The organism is Blautia stercoris (assembly GCF_054657695.1).
Genome location: NZ_BAAHYF010000002.1, coordinates 344,372 through 367,517 on the forward strand (window position 1 = coordinate 344,372; position 23,146 = coordinate 367,517).

Annotated in this window: 28 protein-coding genes and 3 pseudogenes; 27 read left to right on the forward strand and 4 right to left on the reverse strand. The window is 38.0% G+C overall.

All coding sequences use genetic code 11. The features are described 5' to 3' along the window. The first annotated feature begins 56 nt into the window (after positions 1-56). The 17 genes and pseudogenes from ACYQ2D_RS11370 (at position 57) to ACYQ2D_RS11450 (ending at position 11,288) form a co-directional block, all read left to right on the forward strand. Entirely contained in the window at positions 57-470 is a 414-nt protein-coding gene (locus ACYQ2D_RS11370; protein WP_459785469.1) for an RNA polymerase subunit sigma-70, read from the forward strand. Then, entirely contained in the window at positions 467-643 is a 177-nt protein-coding gene (locus tag ACYQ2D_RS11375; protein ID WP_187559021.1) for an SHOCT domain-containing protein, read from the forward strand. The genes ACYQ2D_RS11370 and ACYQ2D_RS11375 overlap by 4 nt, the downstream gene beginning before the upstream one ends. A gap of 44 nt (positions 644-687) precedes the next feature. Further along, the gene (locus ACYQ2D_RS11380; protein WP_459785471.1) at positions 688-2,193 is read left to right on the forward strand and encodes a recombinase family protein; all 1,506 of its coding nucleotides are present in this window, start codon (positions 688-690) and stop codon (positions 2,191-2,193) included. Continuing rightward, positions 2,178-3,617, forward strand: coding sequence for a recombinase family protein (locus ACYQ2D_RS11385; RefSeq protein ID WP_459785472.1), 1,440 nt, complete (start codon positions 2,178-2,180; stop codon positions 3,615-3,617). Before ACYQ2D_RS11380 ends, ACYQ2D_RS11385 begins: the two co-directional genes overlap by 16 nt. Before the next feature lie 598 nt (positions 3,618-4,215). Then, positions 4,216-4,347 carry a rubredoxin gene (locus ACYQ2D_RS11390; protein WP_187559042.1) on the forward strand — a complete coding sequence of 44 codons (132 nt, stop codon included), beginning with the start codon at positions 4,216-4,218 and terminating at the stop codon, positions 4,345-4,347. A 76-nt stretch (positions 4,348-4,423) separates the two neighbouring features. Then, entirely contained in the window at positions 4,424-4,858 is a 435-nt protein-coding gene (locus ACYQ2D_RS11395; protein ID WP_008708195.1) for a bacteriohemerythrin, read from the forward strand. 260 nt (positions 4,859-5,118) lie between these two features. Continuing rightward, complete coding sequence (locus ACYQ2D_RS11400; protein ID WP_187559018.1) at positions 5,119-5,268, forward strand: hypothetical protein; 150 nt, start codon at positions 5,119-5,121, stop codon at positions 5,266-5,268. 179 nt (positions 5,269-5,447) lie between these two features. After that, positions 5,448-5,660 carry a DUF6219 family protein gene (locus tag ACYQ2D_RS11405; RefSeq protein WP_117457937.1) on the forward strand — a complete coding sequence of 71 codons (213 nt, stop codon included), beginning with the start codon at positions 5,448-5,450 and terminating at the stop codon, positions 5,658-5,660. A gap of 3 nt (positions 5,661-5,663) precedes the next feature. Beyond that, entirely contained in the window at positions 5,664-6,119 is a 456-nt protein-coding gene (gene bcp, locus ACYQ2D_RS11410) for a thioredoxin-dependent thiol peroxidase (RefSeq protein WP_005421605.1), read from the forward strand. Then, positions 6,119-6,865: a peroxide stress protein YaaA gene (gene yaaA / locus ACYQ2D_RS11415; protein ID WP_005421606.1), complete on the forward strand. Its 747-nt coding sequence runs from the start codon at positions 6,119-6,121 to the stop codon at positions 6,863-6,865. Before bcp ends, yaaA begins: the two co-directional genes overlap by 1 nt. Positions 6,866-6,954: 89 nt before the next feature. Then, positions 6,955-7,155, forward strand: a pseudogene (locus ACYQ2D_RS11420) (rubrerythrin family protein); the annotation flags it as partial. A 183-nt stretch (positions 7,156-7,338) separates the two neighbouring features. Further along, complete coding sequence (locus tag ACYQ2D_RS11425; RefSeq protein WP_459785474.1) at positions 7,339-7,713, forward strand: desulfoferrodoxin family protein; 375 nt, start codon at positions 7,339-7,341, stop codon at positions 7,711-7,713. 91 nt (positions 7,714-7,804) lie between these two features. After that, entirely contained in the window at positions 7,805-7,963 is a 159-nt protein-coding gene (locus ACYQ2D_RS11430; protein WP_459785475.1) for a rubredoxin, read from the forward strand. Between the two features lie 154 nt (positions 7,964-8,117). Beyond that, on the forward strand, positions 8,118-8,864 hold the full coding sequence (locus ACYQ2D_RS11435) for an SDR family NAD(P)-dependent oxidoreductase (protein ID WP_459785476.1): 747 nt from the start codon (positions 8,118-8,120) through the stop codon (positions 8,862-8,864). A gap of 92 nt (positions 8,865-8,956) precedes the next feature. After that, positions 8,957-9,262: a thioredoxin gene (trxA, locus tag ACYQ2D_RS11440; RefSeq protein ID WP_005421612.1), complete on the forward strand. Its 306-nt coding sequence runs from the start codon at positions 8,957-8,959 to the stop codon at positions 9,260-9,262. Between the two features lie 12 nt (positions 9,263-9,274). Continuing rightward, positions 9,275-9,595, forward strand: coding sequence for a rhodanese-like domain-containing protein (locus ACYQ2D_RS11445; protein ID WP_459785477.1), 321 nt, complete (start codon positions 9,275-9,277; stop codon positions 9,593-9,595). A gap of 1 nt (position 9,596) precedes the next feature. Continuing rightward, positions 9,597-11,288 (forward strand): FAD-dependent oxidoreductase, encoded by a 1,692-nt coding sequence (locus ACYQ2D_RS11450; RefSeq protein WP_459785478.1) that lies wholly within the window; start codon positions 9,597-9,599, stop codon positions 11,286-11,288. Between the two features lie 111 nt (positions 11,289-11,399). Here ACYQ2D_RS11450 and ACYQ2D_RS11455 read toward each other — a convergent pair whose 3' ends face one another. Then, the gene (locus ACYQ2D_RS11455; RefSeq protein WP_106492460.1) at positions 11,400-12,083 is read right to left on the reverse strand and encodes a Crp/Fnr family transcriptional regulator; all 684 of its coding nucleotides are present in this window, start codon (positions 12,081-12,083) and stop codon (positions 11,400-11,402) included. Between the two features lie 166 nt (positions 12,084-12,249). Here ACYQ2D_RS11455 and ACYQ2D_RS11460 point away from each other — a divergent pair, with 166 nt between their 5' ends. From ACYQ2D_RS11460 to ACYQ2D_RS11485, 6 genes and pseudogenes are all read left to right on the forward strand, one after another. Next, a complete protein-coding gene (locus ACYQ2D_RS11460; protein ID WP_015524989.1) occupies positions 12,250-12,573 on the forward strand; it encodes a thioredoxin family protein in 324 nt (107 codons plus the stop codon). A gap of 15 nt (positions 12,574-12,588) precedes the next feature. Further along, positions 12,589-13,512: a thioredoxin-disulfide reductase gene (gene trxB, locus ACYQ2D_RS11465; protein ID WP_005421617.1), complete on the forward strand. Its 924-nt coding sequence runs from the start codon at positions 12,589-12,591 to the stop codon at positions 13,510-13,512. Between the two features lie 134 nt (positions 13,513-13,646). Next, positions 13,647-14,033, forward strand: a pseudogene (locus ACYQ2D_RS11470) (YaaA family protein); the annotation flags it as partial. Positions 14,034-14,165: 132 nt separating this feature from the next. Further along, a pseudogene (locus ACYQ2D_RS11475) lies at positions 14,166-14,252 on the forward strand (Fur family transcriptional regulator); the annotation flags it as partial. A gap of 48 nt (positions 14,253-14,300) precedes the next feature. Then, positions 14,301-15,842, forward strand: coding sequence for an ASKHA domain-containing protein (locus tag ACYQ2D_RS11480; RefSeq protein WP_459786175.1), 1,542 nt, complete (start codon positions 14,301-14,303; stop codon positions 15,840-15,842). A gap of 213 nt (positions 15,843-16,055) precedes the next feature. Further along, positions 16,056-17,114, forward strand: coding sequence for an HD-GYP domain-containing protein (locus ACYQ2D_RS11485; protein WP_459785480.1), 1,059 nt, complete (start codon positions 16,056-16,058; stop codon positions 17,112-17,114). Positions 17,115-17,439: 325 nt separating this feature from the next. Here the strand turns inward: ACYQ2D_RS11485 and tnpA are convergent, their stop codons facing one another. Next, complete coding sequence (gene tnpA, locus ACYQ2D_RS11490; protein WP_022304752.1) at positions 17,440-17,889, reverse strand: IS200/IS605 family transposase; 450 nt, start codon at positions 17,887-17,889, stop codon at positions 17,440-17,442. 137 nt (positions 17,890-18,026) lie between these two features. Between tnpA and ACYQ2D_RS11495 the strand changes: the two genes are divergently transcribed. Next, positions 18,027-19,739 carry a hypothetical protein gene (locus ACYQ2D_RS11495; protein ID WP_459785481.1) on the forward strand — a complete coding sequence of 571 codons (1,713 nt, stop codon included), beginning with the start codon at positions 18,027-18,029 and terminating at the stop codon, positions 19,737-19,739. A gap of 463 nt (positions 19,740-20,202) precedes the next feature. On the opposite strand, the gene ACYQ2D_RS11500 is transcribed toward ACYQ2D_RS11495, so the two are convergent. Together ACYQ2D_RS11500 and ACYQ2D_RS11505 are read right to left on the reverse strand one after the other, a co-directional pair. Further along, complete coding sequence (locus tag ACYQ2D_RS11500; protein WP_459785482.1) at positions 20,203-20,970, reverse strand: nucleoside phosphorylase; 768 nt, start codon at positions 20,968-20,970, stop codon at positions 20,203-20,205. Positions 20,971-21,069: 99 nt separating this feature from the next. Next, positions 21,070-21,597 carry an NUDIX hydrolase gene (locus ACYQ2D_RS11505; RefSeq protein ID WP_459785483.1) on the reverse strand — a complete coding sequence of 176 codons (528 nt, stop codon included), beginning with the start codon at positions 21,595-21,597 and terminating at the stop codon, positions 21,070-21,072. A gap of 321 nt (positions 21,598-21,918) precedes the next feature. Here ACYQ2D_RS11505 and ACYQ2D_RS11510 point away from each other — a divergent pair, with 321 nt between their 5' ends. From ACYQ2D_RS11510 to ACYQ2D_RS11520, 3 genes are all read left to right on the forward strand, one after another. After that, complete coding sequence (locus ACYQ2D_RS11510; RefSeq protein ID WP_459785485.1) at positions 21,919-22,167, forward strand: DNA adenine methylase; 249 nt, start codon at positions 21,919-21,921, stop codon at positions 22,165-22,167. Positions 22,168-22,237: 70 nt separating this feature from the next. After that, positions 22,238-22,720, forward strand: coding sequence for a DNA adenine methylase (locus ACYQ2D_RS11515; protein ID WP_459785486.1), 483 nt, complete (start codon positions 22,238-22,240; stop codon positions 22,718-22,720). Next, positions 22,686-23,093, forward strand: coding sequence for a type II restriction enzyme (locus ACYQ2D_RS11520; protein ID WP_408610104.1), 408 nt, complete (start codon positions 22,686-22,688; stop codon positions 23,091-23,093). The genes ACYQ2D_RS11515 and ACYQ2D_RS11520 overlap by 35 nt, the downstream gene beginning before the upstream one ends. Positions 23,094-23,146: the final 53 nt, after the last annotated feature.

Below are 23,146 nucleotides of genomic sequence, written 5' to 3' on the forward strand. Positions count from 1 at the left end.
GCTATAACGATAGAGATACAGAAGTGTTCCCTTCAGATTTGATGGAGGTAAAGGACATGGACGATAGACAGAGACAGCAGATCAGGGAACTCAGAGAAGAAGGCTATGGTTATGGCAGAATCGCACAAATACTTGAAATTAGTGAAAACACCATCAAGACATATTGCCGGAGGCATGGCCTTGGAGGAGTGGCAACCAATCTGGCATCATCTGAGGGGAAAAGGCAGTATTGTCCGTGCTGCAAAAGTGTGCTGGAGCCGATACCGGGAAGGAAGCCGAAGAAGTTCTGCTCCGATAAATGCCGTATGAAATGGTGGAACAGTCATCTGGATCAGGTAAAACGGAAAGCCAATTATAGCTTTGTCTGCCCGGTATGTAAGAAACAGTTTTCCGTGTATGGAAATGCAAATCGGAAGTACTGTTCCCACGCATGCTACATCAAAGCCAGATTCGGAGGTGATGAGGTATGACACGGGAACAGGGAAGAAAAGAAGTCGTGTATCAGATGACCATGAGTGCAGCACGTCGGATGTTGGAAAAGGGGCTTATTACCGAAGAACAGTATCAGAAATATGACACAAAAATGCGGCAGAAATACGCGCCTATAATCGGCACATTATGGGCCGAAATGGACTTGCTATAGTGCGGATAGTACGCGAATATGTCACTGCGAAAGGAGATGGCTTTATGCCGAAAATTATAAAAATTAAGCCCAAAAAGGTTGAACTGAAGCCAAAACTGAGAGTAGCGGCATATGCCCGTGTTTCTACAGATGAGAAAGAACAGCAGCGTTCCTTTTCTGCACAGATCAGTTACTACAACGACTTGATACAGAGAAATCCTGAATGGAAATTTTCTGGTATTTATGCAGATCTTGGTATCAGCGGAACGAGTACCCGGAACCGAGAGGAGTTCCACAGACTGATTGCAGACTGCGAGCAGGGAAAGATTGATCTGGTGCTTGTAAAGAGTATCAGCCGATTTGCCAGAGATACGGTTGATACCCTGCGAACCATCCGGCGTTTGAAAGACCTCGGAGTTGCAGTTTATTTCGAGAGGGAACAGATCAATACATTATCGCATGATGGAGAATTCCTTCTTACGTTGCTGGCTTCCTTTGCACAGGAAGAGAGCCGGAGCATCTCCGAGAATATCAAATGGGCTATCCGAAAGAAATTTGAACAGGGAATTCCGAATGGACATAAAGCACCATACGGATATCGGTGGGACGGAGTTGAGATGTTCCGCATTATCCCGGAACAGGGTGTGATCGTACAGGAGATTTACAGAAGATACCTTGCAGGGGAGTCAGCATATGGCATCGCAAAGGATCTTGCCGCAAGAGGTGTAACCGGGCAACAGGGCGGACCATTCGAGCAGACTTCGGTAAAGGATATTCTTTCCAATATTTCCTATACGGGGACCATGATCCTTCAAAAAAACTTTTTTACAGAAAATCATGTGCGTAGGAAGAACAAGGGAGAATTGCCGATGTTCTATGTAGAAGAGATGTTCGAGCCACTGGTATCAGTTGAGGATTTAAAAAAGGCACAGCAGATCAGGGCACAGAGAGCAGAGCGGCAGGCAAATAAAAATCCGAAACTGACGGTGTTCTCCGGCAGGATGAAATGCGGATATTGCGGAATGGGAGTCAGCCGAAGAACATCAGTTACAAGAAAGAGATGGGTTTGCAATACCAGGGAAAGAAAAGGTGCAAAGTTTTGTGACTGCCGACCAATATGGGAAGAGGAACTGATAAAGGCCAGTGCACAGATTTTTGGGACTTCAGAACTTGATGAAGAAAAGTTTTTGAAGGAAGTGAAACAGGTCACAGTGTATAGTGATCGGCTTGAGTTCTTGACTTCTAGGGGAGTTAAACATTATATCCGGCAGTTCAACGGACTGAGAGGACAGAATGCATTTACCAATAAGGTGTGGTGCAGCTGCGGAGAAAAATGCCAAAGAGATAAGGGCTACCAAGGGAAAAAAGTATGGTATTGTTCGAAACGTCATTACCAGGAAGATAAGGTTCGGGCCTTAACGGAAGAAGATCTTCTGAAGGCTGCCGAAATGGTTTTAGAAAATCCCTATCAGCAAACCGTTGTACGGGATATAGAGAAACTGGTTGTGGGAAGTGACAGCATCGAGTTCAGATTCAAAAATGGGGAGGCGACAACATGGCAAAGAAAATAACGAAAATCCCTGCTACCTTAAACAGATTCAATTTGGAACCAGTCGTGGCGATAAGGAAACGAAGGGTAGCCGGATATGCACGAGTATCCACGGATCGGGATGAACAGGCTACCAGTTATGAAGCTCAGATGGCCTATTATAAAGCCTACATAGAGAACCGGGAAGATTGGGAATTTGTTGGAATGTATTCTGATGAGGGAATCAGTGCAACCAATACCAAAAAGAGAGATGGCTTTAAGCAGATGATAGAGGATGCCCTTGCAGGGAAGATCGATTTGATTATCACAAAGTCAGTCAGTCGATTTGCACGAAATACGGTAGATTCCCTTTCCACCATCCGAAAATTGAAGGAAAAAGGTGTAGAGGTATATTTTGAAAAAGAGAACATCTGGACACTGGATGCCAAGGGTGAGATGCTTTTGACCATCATGAGTTCCTTTGCACAGGAAGAAAGCCGGAGCATTTCTGAGAATACCACTTGGGGCAAGAGAAAACAGTTTGCTGATGGAAAAGGAGCGGTGGCTTACAGTAGATTCCTCGGGTATGATAAGGATTTTGAAATCAATGAAGAAGAGGCGAAAATCATCCGGCTGATCTTCCGGTTGTTTATCAGCGGAAAAACATTTTATGGGGTTGCTCAGGAAATGGAACGAAGAGGAATCCCAAGCCCCGCTGGAAGGAGAAAATGGTATGCCAGCACTGTAAAATCCATTATTACAAATGAGAAGTATAAAGGTGATGCACTTCTTCAAAAGCAGTACACGACAGATTTTCTTCAGAAGAAGCGGAAGAAGAACGAAGGTGAGATTCCACAGTATTATGTAGAAGGGCATCACAAACCGATCATCCCGCCGCCAGTATTTGATTATGTGCAGGCTGAAATTGTTAGAAGAAGTAAGATGGGGCGATACAGTGGAGCGGATATTTTTGCAAATAAGGTCAGATGCGGATGCTGTGGAAACTGGTATGGTGCAAAGGTGTGGCATTCCCAAGACAAATATCGGAGAGTCATTTATCGTTGCAATAAGAAATACCAGAAGGGGAAGGAACCTTGCGAATCTCCACACTTTTCAGAGTCAGAACTAAAAGAAATTTTTATGAAGGCACTGAATCTGCTGATAGAAGAAAAAGAAGAGTGCATTGACAATCTGAAGGAGCTGATCGAGGATACCTGCCAGACGGATGAATTAGAAGTGCAGCAGGAAAGGCTGGAAGCGGAAATAGAGCTTTTGACAGAAAAAATCAATAGTGTCATCTGGGAAAATACAAGGATTGTGCAGGATCAGGAAGAGTATCAAAAAAAGGAAGATACTTTGAGGAATCTTTACGAAAAGAAAAAAGAGAAGTTAGGCGAACTGAATGATATGATTCAGGAGCGGAAGGACAAGCGTGGTATTTTGACAAACTTCATCATGAATCTGTAGGACCTTGATGGGGAGCAGGTGGAGTTCAGAGAGGAGCTTTGGGGTGGCCTTCTGGATGAGATTGTAGCTGAAAAGGACAAGAGCTGCAGGGTGATTTTTCGAGGTGGAATAGAAGTGACTATATAAATAAAAAACACATTTTCGATAGGGCATCTGGGATATTCTTGGATGCCTTATATTTTTATAAATGCATATCTTAAGTATGGTGAAATTCATCGCAACACGTTGACAATCGTGAATGAGTTGATGAGATAGTAGGAAGCCTATTGTTGTCTGTGGAGAAATCTGCGGATGATGGCAGGCTTATTTTTTGTTTGAGGTTTCAACTCTGTCTTTAATGAATAGAGTTCATTTTTTTATTCAACTATTCCCATGATATATACAATATGTAAATTTGCAATTCAAATATAGTTTATGCTAAGCAAAATAATAATAATAATAATTACTATTATTGATAAGAGGATAATTATCATGTATAATACAAATATACAAGAAACAAAGTGTTAGAAAAATTGCTAGGAACTTGGTAACAAAAATAAATCGATATTGAAAAGGGAAAATGACTATGATAAAATAGGAATATGAACCATGTGGATATATTTATGATCCGGCAGTAGGAGATCCGGACGCTGGTATCGATCCAGAAACTGCATTTGAGGATATTCCAGATGACTGGACATGCCCAATCTGCGGATTAGGAAAAGATGTTTTCGTTCCTGTAGAAGACTAAGCAGAAAATGCAGGTACGAAACTGCCAGAGATTAAAAGAGCCTAAGAGAACATATAAAAGAAATGGAGGTCAAATTATGACTTACGATTTAAACATTACCTTTGATGACAATTTAGTAACAGGAAATGAAACAATTGATACCCAGCATAAAGAATTGATCGACCGTATCCAGAACTTTGTAACTGCCTGTCAAAATGGCGACAGCAAAGTAAAAGCAATCAAAATGCTGGATTATCTGGATGAATATACTGACTTTCATTTCAAAGAAGAGGAAAAGCTTCAGGAAAAATCCGGTTATCCAGAGCGTGAAAAACATTATGAAAAACATGAAGAGTTTAGAAAGACAATTCAGGAACTGTATGAATACCTTCAGGAGTATGAAGGACCGACAGATCGGTTCAGTGAACTTGTACAGAAAAATGTAATCGACTGGCTGTTTGGACACATTAAAACATACGACCGCTCTGTGGCAAAATTTATCTTTATGAAACAAAATCCAGACCGATGCTAAAATAAAACAGGGAACGAGTTCATTCAGAATGTAGACAACGTGATGAAGTAAACTAGGGGCTGTCACAATGCAGCCCCTTTCCTGTTATAGCGATATTCTAGGTAATATATTGCGCTGGCATGACATATTATTTTACTACTACTATATGGGAAGAGCAAGCAGCTCTTCTTTTTTGTCCTTTTTATTCAATTTTAAGTTGTAAAGTCTCTTTTCATTCGACAAAATTCTCCACAGACAGAGGATATGCGACGAGCATTGATATGAACATCTATTTAAGGAAAGAGGATATTGAAGACGGGGAATCGGTAATGACAGCCGAATATAGACCTGTAGAATACGGAAAGGACTATGATGTTGTCAATAATCCTGATAAATTTCAACTATATATAGATGGAAAAGAGATTAAATAGTAATCTCCTGAAAGCAAGCTTTTTGTCAATTATTTCAAAGAAAAATTAAAGGATAACAATACATAGTTTTGACAATGATATTTTGAAAAAATTTATAGGAATGCTCTATTATCAAATTGACATAGGAATATGGTAGCGTATAATTAGAATTGAATACACTGAAAAAATGGAGGAATTACATGAAAGCACATAAATATTGGTCAGTAGGAGCATTGATCACGATGCTTGGGACTTTTTACACTGGATATAAAAAGCAAAAATCAAGTCACAAATACTTTGCTTTAAGTTCTATGTTATGTATGGTAATGGCGATATATACAGGTCATAAAATGATTACCGGGAATAGGAAGAAAAAGGCGAATAAAGAGAAAGATACAGAAAGGGAGAGATAAATAATGTTGGAAGTAGGGGTTAAGGCACCGGATTTTGAGTTGCCAGATCAAAATGGGAAAATACATAGATTATCGGATTATACAGGAAAAAAAGTGATTTTATATTTCTATCCCAAGGATAATACAGCGGGATGCACGAAACAGGCATGTGGTTTTTCTGAGCGATACCCTCAGTTTACCGAAAAAGGAGCAGTTATTCTTGGAGTCAGTAAGGATTCTGTATCCTCTCATAAGAGATTTGAAGAAAAATATGGATTGACATTTACACTTTTAGCAGATCCAGAGCGGAAAGTTATTGAAGCATATGATGTATGGAAAGAAAAGAAAAATTATGGCAAAGTCTCTATGGGAGTAGTAAGAACCACATATCTTATTGATGAACAGGGGATTATTATAAAGGCAAATGATAAAGTCAAGGCTGCAGATGATCCTGAAAATATGCTCAAGGAATTAGATTAATGAAGATAATATTATCCCCTGCTAAAAAGATGATTACAGATACTGACAGCATAGCGCCGGATGGATTGCCTGAATTTATTGAAAAGACGACAGAGATACAAAGTTGGTTGAAAAGTAAGTCAAAAGAAGAACTGAAGACTATCTGGAAATGTAATGACAAAATTACAGAACAGAACTTCAATAGATTGGAAAACATGGATCTTTATCATTTACTTACCCCAGCTGTCTTATCATATGAAGGAATTGCTTTTCAATATATGGCTCCATCCGTGTTTGAGGACAGTCAGTTCGAGTATGTACAAAATCATTTGAGAATAATATCTGCATTTTATGGTGTGCTAAAACCAAGGGATGGTGTGACACCTTATCGTTTGGAAATGCAGGCGAAGGTTGGAATAGGAGAAACAAAAAATCTGTATGAGTACTGGGGAGATTTATTATACCGCTCAGTGATTGATAACAGCAGGATTATAATCAATCTGGCATCGAAAGAATACTCTAAGTGCATAGAAAAATATCTGACACGACAGGATAGATACATTACGATTACATTTTGTGAGTTATCAGGAGATAAACTGGTGACAAAAGGTACATATGCTAAGATGGCCCGTGGTGAAATGGTTAGGTTCATGGCTGAAAACAGAATTGAAAATCCTGAGGATATTAAGAAATTTGATAGACTAGGCTATTCATTCCGCTCTGATTTGTCATCAGATGCAGAATATGTTTTTGAACGGAAAAAATGATGATTGAATGATTATTTTAAATAAAAGGTAATCAGTAATATTGATTATTATAATAATAGTAATCATTACTATTATTTATTGACAATAAACAGATTGAGAAGCACCACGAAGAGAGATATCGTGCACTTCTTAAGAATATTGAAACTGCACAGGTGTTTGAAAAGAGTGAAGTTAAGGTATGGGAATGCCGTAACTGTGGACATGTTGTGGTAGGAACAAAGGCACCTGAGATATGTCCAGTATGTAACCATCCACAGAGTTATTTCGAAATACGTGAAGAGAACTATTAAAGAGAAGGAGATTATTACAAAGAAGAAAGTGATTATTAAAAAAAGCAGTAATGATAGGCTGTGGCTTTGTTGGTTCTGCATCAGTTGGTAAAGAAGCATTAAAGTTTAAGAATCGGTGGATGCTTTGAAAAAAGTTATAGAAACAATTGGATTTTAAATTTTAAACATAGGAAGATAAAAAAGATGGAAGTAAAATATTCTGTATGCAATCATTGTGGAAACATTATTGAAATGGTAAAGGATCAAGGCGTACCAGCAATGTGTTGCGGAGAACCTATGCAGGAATTAAAAGCCGGAGTGACAGATGCTGCTGTCGAGAAGCATGTACCTGTATATACGATAGAAGGCAGTCATGTTCATGTCGTGGTCGGAGAGACAAAACATCCAATGCTTGAAGAGCATTTCATTGAGTGGATTACATTAAATACAAACCAGGGAATATACAGAAAACAGTTAAATCCAGGGCAGGAGCCGGTAGCAGATTTTTGTCTTTGCAATGGTGAACAGGTAGAAGAAGTATATGCATATTGTAACCTGCATGGATTATGGAAATGCTAAAAGCATTTATACATATTAAGGTTACAGAACAACACAAATACAACAGTAATATATGCTGTGTATTAATATATTTATAAGGAGGAATAAACTAATGAAATATGTATGTGACGTTTGCGGATGGGAATATGATGAAGAGGAAGGTTATCCTGAAGGTGGTATTGCACCAGGAACAAAGTGGGAGGATGTTCTGGAAGATTTTGAATGCCCATTATGTAATGTTGGAAAAGATCAGTTTTCAGAAGTTGAATAGAAGCCTAATCTTGTGTTAAATACGGATGGATAAACCAAAACCCTGGTGCGTGAGCAACAGGGTTTTTTATTGCGATATTTTGTGATGATATCACAGAAAATAATCTACCTTTTGCTTATAATGTAGTTAGAAACTAAGTAAGGAGGTAGTCTAAATGAGATTAAAAGATAAAGTTGCAATCATTACGGGTGGAAGCCGTGGTATAGGATTTGCTACAGCTGATAAATTCTTGAAGGAAGGTGCTTCAGTTGTGTTGGCAGCAAGTTCACAGGAATCGGCAGATGTTGCTGTAGATAAATTAAAAGAAAAATATCCCAATGCAATAGTTGCTGGAATTAGTCCAAATCTAGCAAGCATGGAGTCTGTCAGAAAGGCTTTTAAAGAGGCAACTGAAAAATATGGATGTGTCGACATACTGGTAAATAATGCAGGGATTTCAGAAAACACCTCATTTATGGATTATACAGAGGAGACTTTTGATAAAGTCATGGATCTAAATGTAAAAGGAGTATTTAATACTACTCGTGTAGCAGCAGAATGTATGGTGGCAAGAGGCAAGGGGGTCATTCTCTCAACTTCTTCCATGGTGAGTATTTCGGGACAGCCAAGTGGGTTTGCTTATCCGGCATCGAAGTTTGCAGTAAACGGATTGACTGTATCATTAGCAAGAGAACTAGGATCTAAAGGTATTCGTGTTAATGCTGTTGCACCTGGGATTACAGAAACTGATATGATGAAGGCCGTGCCAAAGGAAGTTATCGAACCTATGATTGAAAGAATTCCATTGCGTCGTCTTGGACAGCCAGAAGATATTGCCAATGCGTTTGTGTTTCTTGCTTCAGATGAGGCGAGTTACATTACAGGTGTTATATTAAGTGTAGATGGTATGGCAAGAAGTTAAGTTAATGAGGTATGGTGATGTAATCACGGAAAATAAATGAAATTAAGACTATAATAAATCTACAAAAAGAAAAAGATAAGGAGGACTGTAAAATGTCTGCTATTAATATCAATAAAAATAATTTTCAGAACGAAGTACTGAATTCCGATAAACCCGTTCTTTTAGATTTTTGGGCATCTTGGTGTGCGCCTTGCCGTATGGTAGTACCTATTGTAGAGGAGATTGCAAGTGAGCGTAGAGATATTAAAGTTGGAAAGATTAATGTAGATGAAGAGCCTGAACTGGCAAATAAGTTCAGTATTATGAGCATTCCAACTTTAGTGGTTATGAAGAATGGGAAGATTGTACAGCAGGTTTCAGGGGCGAGACCTAAGAATGCGATTTTAGAAATGCTTTAGGGGGGTGTGCTAATGGGATTTTTTGATCTCTTTAAACAGTCGAATATTAATCAAGGCATAGAAGAATATAAAAGGACTGATGATGCAGTTCTGCTGGATGTACGTACACCGCAGGAATATCAGGAAGGACATATACCAGAAAGTAAAAATGTGCCGTTGCAGCAACTTGACAATATTGCTTCTGTAGCGAATAATAAGGATATCCCACTGTTTGTATACTGTTATTCCGGTTCACGAAGCCGCCAGGCAACTGGGATACTGCAACGAATGGGATATTCTAAAGTAAATAATATCGGTGGCATTGCAGCTTACTCAGGAAAGGTGGAAAAATAAGATGAAGGTAATAATTGTAGGAGGTGTAGCCGGAGGAGCTACAGCCGCAGCAAGAATACGCAGACTGAATGAACATGCTGAAATTACTGTGTTTGAAAGATCCGGATACATATCCTATGCAAATTGTGGACTTCCATATTATATTGGAGACGTGATCACAGACCCGGAAGAACTTACACTACAGACACCAGAGAGTTTTTTTAAACGCTTCCGTATTAACATGAAAATTCATCATGAAGTTATCTCCATACATCCGGAACGTAAAACGGTTTCAGTGAAAAATTTAGAGAATGGTGAGATATTTGAAGAAAAATATGATAAGCTGATCCTCTCTCCAGGTGCAAAGCCAACACAGCCGAGACTTCCCGGAGTAGGTATTGATAAACTTTTTAAACTTCGTACTGTAGAAGACACTTTTCGGATAAAGGAATATATAAATAAGAATCATCCAAAATCGGCTGTATTGGCAGGTGGCGGTTTTATTGGTCTGGAACTGGCAGAAAATTTGAGGGAGCTTGGCATGGATGTTACGATTGTCCAGAGGCCTAAGCAGCTGATGAACCCTTTTGACCCGGATATGGCATCCATGATCCATAATGAAATGAGAAAGCATGGGATAAAACTGGTACTGGGCTATACAGTAGAAGGATTTAAAGAAAAAGACAACGGAGTGGAGGTCCTGTTGAAAGATAATCCATCCCTTCAGGCTGATATGGTAGTTCTGGCAATCGGAGTCACACCAGACACAGTATTAGCAAAAGAAGCCGGTCTGGAACTTGGCATCAAGGAAAGTATTGTAGTGAATGACAGAATGGAAACCTCTGTACCGGATATTTATGCTGCAGGTGATGCAGTTCAGGTAAAACATTATGTTACGGGTAATGATGCGCTGATTTCTTTGGCAGGACCAGCCAATAAACAGGGCAGAATCATCGCTGATAATATTTGTGGCGGTGATAGTCGTTACCTGGGCAGTCAGGGAAGCTCCGTTATCAAAGTATTTGATATGACAGCAGCTACTACAGGTATCAATGAAACCAATGCCAAAAAGTCAGGGTTAGATGTAGATACAGTAATTCTTTCTCCTATGAGTCATGCCGGTTACTATCCTGGTGGAAAAGTGATGACCATGAAGGTGGTTTTTGAAAAAGAGACTTATCGTTTGCTTGGTGCTCAGATTATTGGATATGAAGGTGTTGATAAACGTATTGATGTGCTGGCAACAGCAATTCATGCAGGACTGAAGGCAACCCAGTTGAAAGATTTGGATCTCGCATATGCACCGCCATATTCCTCTGCAAAGGATCCTGTAAATATGGCCGGATTCATGATAGACAATATAGCAAAAGGAACCTTAAAACAATGGCATTTGGAAGATATGGATAAGATTTCTAAAGATAAAAATGCTGTGTTGCTGGATGTGAGAACAGTAGGTGAATTTAGCAGGGGCCATATTAATGGATTTAAAAACATTCCTGTAGATGAACTGAGGGAACGTATCAATGAAGTTGAGAAGGGAAAGCCTGTTTACCTGATATGCCAGAGTGGGCTACGCAGTTATATTGCAAGCCGTATTTTGGAAGGAAATGGATATGAAACATACAACTTTTCAGGTGGATTCCGCTTTTATGATGCAGTGGCTAATGACCATGCACTGATTGAAAGATCATATGCATGTGGTATGGATTATTAGAAATAAATAAAATATTTTTATAGTTTGATTGTAGTATAAAAAGATCCCCCATTTATTAGAATGACTTTCATAATTCTGATAAATGGAGGATTCTTTAGAGAAAAAAACGTTTTATGATCTTTGTAGTGTTTCCAGTCTTTTCGAATCAAGGATTGTTATTTTGCCGCGAGAGAGTCTGACGAGTCCTTCGCCTTGAAAGTATCGAAGCATTCGAGTAATAACTTCCCTGTGGGAACCAAGATGGTTTGCGATAGTTTCGTGAGTGATTTTCAGTTCATTTGTTCCTTCAATGGATGTTTCTTCTAAAAGAAATGAAGCAACACGCTTATCCAAACTCTTCCACATAATCTGTTCAATCAGCCACATGACATCAGAAAAACGGGTAGCCATTAACTCATTGGTATAGTTTGCGACAGGAGCAGATTCTTTCATGATGCCCTTATAGATTTCAGCAGGGATGATCCAAAGATCCGTATCTTTTTCTGCTTCAATGGTTACTTCAAATTGAATAGACCGCATGATACATGAGGCGGATAAAAGACACATATCCATATCGAACAGACGGTAAAGTGTAATCTCCCGTCCTTCATCTGAAAGTATGTAAGTTCGAAGCTGCCCGGATTTAACCAGTAATAATCCAGTACAGTCCAGGTTTCCATTGTGAATGATCGTTCCTTTTTTTACATCCCGTGTGATTAAATTGTCTGAAATTAGTTTTTTCTGTGCTGTATTTAAGTCATTCCATAGTGGAAAACAATTTTCGAAGTTCATAACCGTTATCTCCTTTACGAACATAGTATACTTGCTTTTTTTAGATGCGTCAATTATATAACTGGCATATGCCATAAATAGAAATAAAAAGAAGTGTAATAAAGTAAATTATCTTTTCTGTGATATCATCACGGAAGCAAGCACTTATTTGGGGTATATTAAGTTCAAATAGGAGAAGGAGTTGAAAAATATGACATCTATAAATATAAATAAAGAAAAGTTTGGACAATTAATTCATAAGGAAAAACCGGTTTTGGTTGATTTCTGGGCACCTTGGTGTGGTTATTGCCGTAGAATTGGAGCAGCTTATGAAAAAATAAGTGAAGAATACAGCGATATTCTTGTTGCTGGAAAAGTAAATATTGATGAAGAACCACAGATTGCAGAAGCTGAAAAGATTGAGGTGATTCCTACGCTGGTTTTATATCGAAATGGAAAGGCAATAGATTCTATTGTTGCACCTGAATCAAAAATAATGATAGAGAATTTTATTAATGAAGCATTGGAAAAATAAAAGGAGGACTGCTGTATGAATGAAAATCATGTTTACGATATGATTATCGTGGGGGGAGGACCTGGAGGGTATACTTCAGCATTATACGCAGCCAGAGCAGGATTTGATACCATTGTTTTAGAAAAATTATCTGCAGGTGGTCAGATGTCATTGACCTGGCAGATTGATAACTATCCTGGTTTTGAAAATGGAATTGACGGATTTTCATTGGCAGAGAAAATGCAAAAACAGGCGGAAAAATTTGGCGCTAAAAGTGAATATGCTGAAGTTTTTAATATGGATTTAACAGGAAAGCTTAAGAGAGTAGAAACTAGTTCGGGAATTTATATTGGGAAAACAGTAGTGATTGCTACTGGAGCAAATCCAAGAGAACTTGGTCTCGCTAAAGAAAAAGAATTGATAGGTCATGGGGTTGCTTATTGTGCCTCCTGTGATGGTATGTTTTATAAAGATAAGATCGTGGTGGTTGTTGGTGGTGGAAATTCTGCTGTATCAGATGCTGTTCTTTTAAGTCGAATTGCTAAGAAAGTCATCATTGTTCATCGAAGAGATACATTACGTGCAACGAAAATCTACCATGACCAGCTGATGAAAACTGAAAATATAGAGTTTCGATGGAACAATACAGTAAATGAACTGATTTATGGAGAACGATTGACTGGTGTGCGGTTGAAAGATACAGTCACAGGAGAAGAAAACATTATAGAATGTGACGGCCTGTTTGTGAGTATAGGAAGAAAACCGACAACAGATTTTTTAGATAATCAGATAGAACTGGATAATAAAGGATATATTGTGGCAGGTGAAAACACTGAAACGAGTATTCCGGGTGTTTATGCTGTAGGAGATGTCAGAACAAAGTTACTTCGTCAGATAGTAACAGCAGTGGCAGATGGTGCTATGGCAGTACATATGGCAGAAGAGTATGTGGAGAAATAATAATCAGAATTTGAATGGTGAACTTTTCATACTGAAATATGTACAATTTCAATAATGACATGAACTTATGGGAATGTATTGCGGATACTTTGTGAACTTTATCCTGATACAATGATTATGCTGATGAAAGAAGGCATCGCCTGGAGATGAAGGCGAAAGCTGAAATAGAAGATACCAAAAATCTATATGACTATTGTGGTAAAAGATTATATCGTTCAGTGCTTGATGACAGCAGGATTATCATTAATCTTGCATCAAAAGAATACTCGAAATGTATAGAAAAATATTTATCAGATAAAGACAAATATATTACGGTTACGTTTTGTGAACAATCAGGGGATAAACTGGTAACAAAAGGTACATATGCTAAGATGGCTCGTGGTGAGATGGTCAGATATATGGCAGAAAAAGAAATTGAAAATCCTGCAGACGTACAAACGTTTGACAGACTTGGATACAATTTTAGAAGAGATTTATCATCTGAAATAGAATATGTTTTTGAACGAAAAATTATGGAATAAGATTGTGCGAAAAAGGGACATTTACAAAGTGCTAATATTTCAATAATAGTAATTATTACTAATTTTATATTGATATTTTAAAACTTCTGATATATACTTCTAATTAAGAATAAATCCTAATAAGGAGGGCAAATGACTAACAGAAGAAATACAATTCAGAAAGATCTTGTGAAAAATGCTGTATATGAAATGAAAAGGCATGTTACAGCAAATGACCTTCTTTTTTTACAGAATAAAAAATGCACAAATTGTAGGGAGATGAATACTATGAGAGGTCTTAGCCGAAAATTATATCTTGATCTTTCTGTTCCAACCGAAGAGGATCAGCGTTCAGACCAGCAGCGCATTCTGGAAGCTTTATCCGCGGAGGGCGTGAAAGAGGAGGTTCATATTCCGGTTCGCATGTTGAGACAACTATATCCATTACTTGATCGTGCAGGTTGGAAAATAACCGTTTCGCTTTCCTGGAATGGAGAAAAATGGGAGCTGGTTGATATAGAAAGCGGAGATACAGCCAGACAGCATTATGGGCTGGCTGTGGATCTTGGAAGTACAACGGTAGTGGTGAGACTTTTAGATTGTAATAGTGGTGAGATATTGGGAGAAGAGAGCTGCTTTAATAAACAGATTCAGTGGGGAACCGATATTTTATCACGTATTTTTTTCTGCAAAGATGACAGGAAAAAACTGGAAGAGATACGGCTTGCTACAGTTGAGTCTATTATAGAGTGCATGGATAAGCTGGATGTAAAGCATCCGGTGTCACGAAAATGTCTGTCTATGGTAGTAGCAGGCAATACCACCATGATCCACTTTCTTTTGGGAATAGATGCTTTCTGTGTCTTTTATACGCCACATGCTGTTCATGCAGACCGTCCGGGATTCCAGCCGGCAAAAGATCTGGACATTCCGCTGAATGGTTATGTATATTGTTATCCGGCGAAGTCTAATTATCTGGGTGGTGACATCATCAGTGGAATGATTGAAACGGAATTATATAAAAAGGATGGAATCAGTGTTTTCTTTGACATTGGAACCAACGGTGAACTTGTGATAGGAAATAAAGATTTTCTTCTTTGCGGCGCCGGTGCGGCGGGGCCTGCATTGGAAGGCGGTGTAGTACACACCGGGATGAGGGCAGATGCCGGAGCAGTGGACAGCGTGAGGATAAGAGGTGGAAAAATCCATGTTCATGTAATTGGTAACTCTTCAGGAAAAATTAGCCCTAAGGGTATCTGCGGTTCCGGTATTGTCGATCTGATTGCGGAACTTTTTTTAGAAGGCTGGATAGATATTCGTGGTAAGTTTTCTCCTGAAAAAACGAATCTTATTCAGAAACGAGAAGGTCAGCTTTGCATAGAATATGCTCCGGGTCTGTATTTTTATCAGAAAGATATCGACGAATTTATTCTTACCAAAGCCGCAGCACATATAATGGTTGAGATCATGCTCCGGGAATCTGGACTTGAACTGAATCAGGCAGATCGATTTTATGTAGCCGGCTCTTTTGGAAAATATGTATCTGTGGAATCAGCCGTTACCATTGGGATGTATCCTGACATGGAACGGGAGAAGATGATCAATGCTGGAAATTCTTCGCTGGAAGGAGCACAAAAGCTTTTGCTGAACAAAGAACTTCTTGCAGATATTGATCAGATACTGGAAGAAATGACTTATATACAATTTGCGGAAGTGGATGATTTTCTGGAACAGATGGTAGCTGCCCAGGCCTTACCTCACACAGATTATAAAAAATATCCAACGGTCATGGAAAAATTAAAGAAAAGACAAAACATATGCTTTTATTGATCCGAGGCTGAGAAATCTGTCATGGTAAGCATATTCCAGATTTCTCAGAAAACAGAACAAAGGAGGAGACAAGATCAAAAATGAAATTTGATGTGCTGGGGTTATTAGCAGCCTGCTCATATGCATTGGACTGTGTAGAGGCAGAGCTGATTAAAGTAACAAACAATCATTCTAAACGTGTGGCATATATGGCGGTTTGTACTGCTGAAAAAAATGGGTATACAGGGTCAAAGCCTGCAGGATCTGGCAGAGTGTGCATTGCTGCACGACAATGCAGTGGCACAATATATTCAGGAAGAGCTTCAAAATGACGCTTTACGTAACGGGGTGACGAAGCTGGGAAGGCATTGTACCATAGGAGAAAAAATTCTGAAAAATATACCGTTTCATAATGATGTATCTAATGTCATACTGTACCCCCCCCATGAAAACGCTGATGGAAGTGAACCTTTTGGAAAACAATGGAATGAAGTACCGTTTTTTGCAAGGATTATCCATATGTGTGATACGATAGATATATTTTGCCGATCTATGAAATCAGATTCGGATGAGTGGAAAAGAACAGAAGAATTTGTAATAAAGTCAAAAGATAAATTGTTTGATTCCTTCTGCGTGGAAGTTTTTTTTAATGCTTTTTCAGATGAAAAAATTCATATGATTGATAATGAAACCCTGGATACGATGTTGTGGAAGAAAGTACCCAGAATAAAGCTGGAACTTAATTTTGCACAGATTAAAGCTATTGCAGATCTTTTTGCCCATATTGTGGACTATAAATCACCCTTTACAAGTAACCACTCAATGGGTGTTGCGGAAAAAATATCAAGGTTCATGGGATTTGATGAGGATATCTGTCAGAAAATGTATATTGCCGGAGCTTTACATGACATAGGAAAGGTCGCAATCGGGAATGAGATTCTGGAAAAACCAGAAAAATTAACCGATGAAGAATTTAAAACGATGAAACATCATGCAGTATATACCTATTATATTTTGTCAGGGATAGATGATTTCGAGGAAATACGAGACTGGGCGGCTCTTCATCATGAAAAGTTAAATGGAAAAGGATATCCTTTTGGAAAAACTGCTGATGAATTAAATAAACCAGAGCGTATTATGGCTTGCATTGATATTTATCAGGCACTTACTGAAGACAGACCTTATAAGAAGGGTTTGTCACATGACAAAGCGTGTGGGATACTTGATGATATGGCACAGAAAGGCTTTGTTGATTCTGATATTTCAAATAAGATCAGAGATTGTTTCAGTTAAATGCAGAGGTACAATTTATTTATACATGTATGTGATAGCATCATGTGACTTGAGAAAGTGAAAATGAAGAGAACGTTGGATAAGATTCTGGCGTTCTTTTTTTGTGTAGGGGTGTTCATAGGGGGTGCATCGTTTAATTGTATCATTTTCGTAGTCGCAACGAACCAATACTCCTGTGGGTATTATCCGTATTGTGATAGATGATACTGTACATTATCAAAGAACTAAAATACTAATAAAAAGCATTGTAAGTAATAAAGATGAGTGGCGTTTATCTACTATAGAGCAGAAAACCCCATCCGACGAGTCGGTTGGGGATGAATGCTCATTTTTTCTTGTGGTGAACGTATTTCCGTTTTTGTTTTTCGATTCCTTGTTGTTGAATATATTGTTCTAATACTTCCAAATTTGCACCGCCAGTTGTCGATAAGAAGTAACTGTCACTCCAAAAAGAATCTTTCCATAATTGATTGTGAATTTGTTCCCAGAAGCGTTTTCGGACTTCCTTTGAAAGCTGAGTCTTTAAATTACAGATAATAACAGAAGGTGCAGCGGATGGCGGAAGTTCAAATAGGATATGGATGTGGTCTTCTTCACCATTAAATTCCAAAAGTTTTCCATGATAACGCTGTGAAATTAAGTAATCTGTGTGACTACGCATAAAAGCAAGGATTTCTGGAGTGATTACTTTTCTTCGATATTTAATGACAAAAACAGCATGATAGGTCAGACAGCAGACGGAATGAGCATTTCTGGTATAAGTTTTGTTGTCCATAAATTTCTCCTTTCTTTAAAATAACCGATGTTGTAAAACGGCTTGATTCGTGCTATAATTATACTATAAATCAAGGACTATTTCAATTATTGTTATATTTTCAACCGACAAACCGTTTTGAGAAAAGGAGTGTTTTCATGCAGTTAACCAGAACGATAAATGCAGATAAGCGGTATTATCTGGATGAGGATGAAATCCAGAACGTAGAGTCTTTGATTCAGACGATGGAACGATTTAATCATATCAAAATCCAGCTCTATAACTGCTTGTATGACAAATCCTTTTTAAAAAGAGGTCCGTTATTAGAAGAAACCTACAGCTCCTGGCTGAAAAGGAACTATGGAACAACGGACTATTATAATTGTGCCATCTATACTTATGCTTCTTCTGTTCTTTCTTCTCAAAAGGAATTGAATCGATTGTATCAGAGAACAAAAGAAAAAGACATTGAGACACGGAATCAAAAGATAAAACGAACACAGGAAGAATTGGAAAAGAAGCAGGGAATCAAATCTTCTCTGCGAACTTATTTTAAAAGCGGAATCTGGGAGCGTCCTTATCCAAAGTGTAGAATTACAATGGAACGAAACCAAATTTTTCTTCCGAATGGAACATACTTTCCAGCCGAAGAATACGAAAGAAAAATAGAACGTTCCATTCGTCGATTGAAAACAAGAATTGCATTACTGGAATCTTCTAAGAAAAGAGCCATTCAAAGGCTGGAATGGTTAAAAAAGTTTCCGCCGAAGAGAATTGTATTTGGTGGAAGAAAACAATATCAAAAAAAAGACAATCCAAAAGTAGATCGTGAACAGTGGAAACAGGAATTCTTTGAATCCCGCCATGCTTCAATGAGCCTTCCGGGACGTCATACTTCAAAAAACTGTAACTTTCTGGTCAGAAAAGAAGAAAGAAATTTGATTGTAAAATGTATGGATGGAAAAGAAACGGTATTTAAAAAGTTCCATCTTGCAAGGCAACAGGAACTTTGGGAAGAAATGCTTCAGGCAAAAAAACAGGAACGAAAAGCGATTTGTTATAATTTTCAGTTGAAACGAGAGAAAACTGGTCGAAGATATCTGATTGTATCGGTGACGCTTTTACTGGAAAATAAAGATTGCAATGAATCTTTTGAAAAAGGCTGTGTTTCGATTGATTTGAATTATGACCATGTAGCAGTTTCAGAATTAGATGAAAAAGGAAACCGTCTGGGTGGGACAGTCATTCGCTTTTCACCGGAATTTAAAACAAAAGGGCAGATTTCAGAAGAAATCGGAAGAGTTATGGCAAAGGTAGGATGTTATTGCGCCGAACGGAAGAAACCGCTTATTATGGAAGATTTGGATACCACTCTTGCAAAACACGGAATGAAGTATGGATGTAAGAAAAAGAATCGACATGCTTCTTTGTTTGCTTACCGAAAAATGACGAGCTGTTTGGAAAATCAAGCCTATAAACAAAGTTTTGGAATCTATAAAATGAATCCGGCTTATACCAGCCAAATGGGGAAGTTTTTGTATTTAAGACCATTTGGACTTTCCATTCATGAAGCAGCATCGTATACGATTGGATTAAAAGGAATGGAAATTCGGGAAAAACTGTTACCGGATGAGCGGTTACTTATGTTATTACCAGAAAAGGCAAAAGAAAAACTAAAAAATGGAACAGATATTGTGAGCATCATTCCAGCATGGAAACATTTAACAAAAGCATTTCGTGGAGTTTCGCCCCATAGTTTTTACCGGGAACTGCCTTATGAAGTCTTAGAAGAAAGAAAAAAAGGAACTTTAAAAAGCATTGCATCGGAAATGAAAAAATGGACGCAAAATAATCGATATGAGTATGTATAAAAGAAGATAGAAAAAAGAAAAAGCGAAATACAAAAATATAGAAATAGAAGAAATATTTGGATATTCTTACCAGTCACTTTGTACCAGTCAGTTGAATGAGTGGGCAGGGAGCTGGATGGACGGGAATATCTGACTTACGCCAACATACAAAAACATTCCTGAAAACGGGTTTGTTCTCTGTTGGAACACCCATGAGCTGAACGAGTGGGTATCGGGCGAAAGCCCGTAGGAATCCCCATCCGACGTTAGTCGGTTGGGGTAGTTCAAATTACAACAGTATATGATGAGATGAACCAACCTTGTGCCCACTGGGCACGAAGTTGGCACAGTCACTATGATGTCAGGAGAAATCCTGGCATCTTTTTTTATGTCTTTTTACACTTCAAAAAATAATTTCAAAAAATTCCTAAAATCATGCCCGATTTTGTCGCTTCCAATACAGACATTTCTTTTTCTGTTTGCATTACTGCACCTCCGTTACAGCGTCCATTGCCAAATTCATAGCTAACGCAAAAGTATTATTACCCCAATTTCTGGTATCGTGTGATTCTATATTTGCAAGTGAATCTGCCGTAAACAATAACTGACCGAAAACTATATTTCGGAACTCTGCGCAAGCAGCCAGAGAAGCACACTCCATTTCTACAACAGAAAAACCTTCTTCTTTACGATATTCCACCATTTCTTTTGTTTCACGATAAAATCCGTCTGTCGTCCATGTTTTGCATTTTTGATAGTTGTATTTGTGATTGATTAAGATTTTCTCAATCGCATTTATTGCTGATTGATTAAGCATGACTTCTCGTGAAGGTGGTAGATAATGATAAGATGTACCTTCTTGCCGTAGTGCTGAGGTAGGGATATAAAAATCCCCCTCATTATCTGCAACTAAAGCACCACAACAGCCTGTGGCTATAACCTTTTTAACACTACCCGCAATCAGCTGTTCCATAATTTGTGTGGAAGCAGCCCCACCTAAAGGAGCTTGACAAATTGCCAACTCAACACCATTATGTACCGTTTTATATACAGGAAAGACTTTTGTGATACTAATAAACTGTCCGATAATCTCGCATTTATTTGTCATAGCATAATCGTCAATCTCTGTTTCCATAAACAGCATTACTGCTCTCTCTGGAAAATGAAAATTCGTACTGTGTCCTGGCATAATAACAGCCTTGCTGTTTGTGTCATATTCTAAAATTGGTATATCATTTTTTATTAAGCTCATTTTACCTATGTCCTTTTAAATTTTACGAATCATGTTCTTACGACCTCATCAGCAAGTGATTCGGTCTGCTCTGAACAGCTACAATCTTTTTATTTGATTTCAGTGAATTGCGTCTTTAATCATCTGTAACACTTTTGTTTCTCTCATAACTCTCATAATCATGATTTCATTAAAATAATCTTCACTTTTATATGCTGAATTAACACGAATTGCCTCATCCAAGCTAACAAACCTAAGCGTAAATCCTGCTTCTGCTTCATAATCATCTAAGTCTTGGTCTACAATCCGATTTTTTGTTTTACACATATAGTAAAAATTTTCCTGCTCAAAAATTGTATTTGGCGAAACGTTGCTTTTTTGCCTACGCATTACACTTCCAAATTCACATATAGATTCCGGAATAACAGTTAACCCAACCTCTTCCCTAACCTCCCGAATAAGAGCTTCTTTCTTATCTTCATCCTTGTGAATCCCTCCACCTGGAAATTTGTAATATTTTTCCTTCTTACTGTAAACAAGTGCAATTTTGCTATTATCTTTGAGAATAATTCCTCTTACAGATGGTCTACTAAATACGCTATCGCAATTTTCATAATTTTGTAAATCTATTTTCAATAGTTGTTTCATCAATGCACCTCGCGTAAATTCCGATATGGTAGTCTCTTGAACAAGTCTACCATCTACCATATGGGTTATTCTACCATATATTCATCCTTAATCCACTGGAAATATTCACCATTAATTTACCATACATCTAAACTATCTTCAACATCTACCCATGCCTGCATAGGGTGAAAGCTTCATGAAACAACCCTATTTGACAGTAGCAGGTAATTGAATTTTAGCAAAAAAGGTGGTATAATTTAAAACGAATTTTTATGTAAAAAACGAAGCAAAGAAAGGGGTTGGCAAAATGGGAAAGAATAAACTGGTAGCCCCTGTTCTAAAATGGGTAGGTGGGAAAAGACAATTATTGGATACTTTTCGCCCACTGTTACCAAAAAAATTACAACATACTGTGAGCCATTTGTTGGTGGCGGTGCATTGTTGTTTCATCTTCAGCCTAATACGGCATATATAAACGATATAAATCCAGAATTAATTCGTGTATATACGGTTATCAAAGAAAATGTTGATGAACTGATTGAAGAGTTAGAGAAATTTGAAAATACAGCTAAACAAGTTTTATGCAGTTAGAGACTGGGATCGCAATAAGGATTATTATTTGACATTGACTGATGTTCAAAAAGCTGCTTGAGTATTATATTTGAATAAAACTTGTTTTAATGGATTGTATCGTGTAAATAATGCAGGTGAGTTTAATTCTCCGTTTGGTAATTACCGAAATCCTAATATTGTGAATGCACCTGTATTGAGGGCTGTTAGTGCATATTTTAATTCTGCTGATATTCGTATGACGACAATGGACTATGCCGAAGTATTGAAAAATGTTCCAAGGGGTGCTTTTGTGTATCTTGATCCCCCTTATGATCCTGTTTCTGAAACTGCAAGTTTTACCGGATACTCGAGAGGTGGATTTTCACGAGAAGATCAAATAAGACTGAGAGAGTGTTGTGATGATTTAAATGCTCGTGGCATAAAGTTTATGCTTTCAAATTCTGCAACAGAATTTATATTGGAGCAATATGCAGCTTACAACATAACCATTGTTAAAGCGAAACGTGCTGTTAATTCAGTCGCTTCAAAGCGTGGAGATGTTAACGAAGTGGTGGTGCGTAATTATAAGTGATCGTCAAAAAAGTCTTAATGACATAGCGTGGGAAAAACTATTTGAGAAGTACGATATATTAGGACATATTGAGAGAACTGGGCAATTTCAAATCTCAGCAAAGCAGATAAAGGAAGTACGAGAGCCACGACTGATGGCGAAGTTTGACCATACAATTAATTTACCAAGGATTTTTGCGGATAATGAACTCTCTATTTTGCCAGTTACTCGTGGTGATTATATTATTTCTCATTTTGATGCTTATCACGAATTTGAGACTGATAACTCTCTGATAACACGAGTTTCACTTCCAACTTATATACAAAAAACCTATAATTCAATACATAACCACAGGTTAGTACAAATACCTTATGCGATTTTCGGAAAGGCTTAGAAAGGGATATTTACCTTATTTTCGCTCCGAAAAATGACACAAACAAGGCTTGA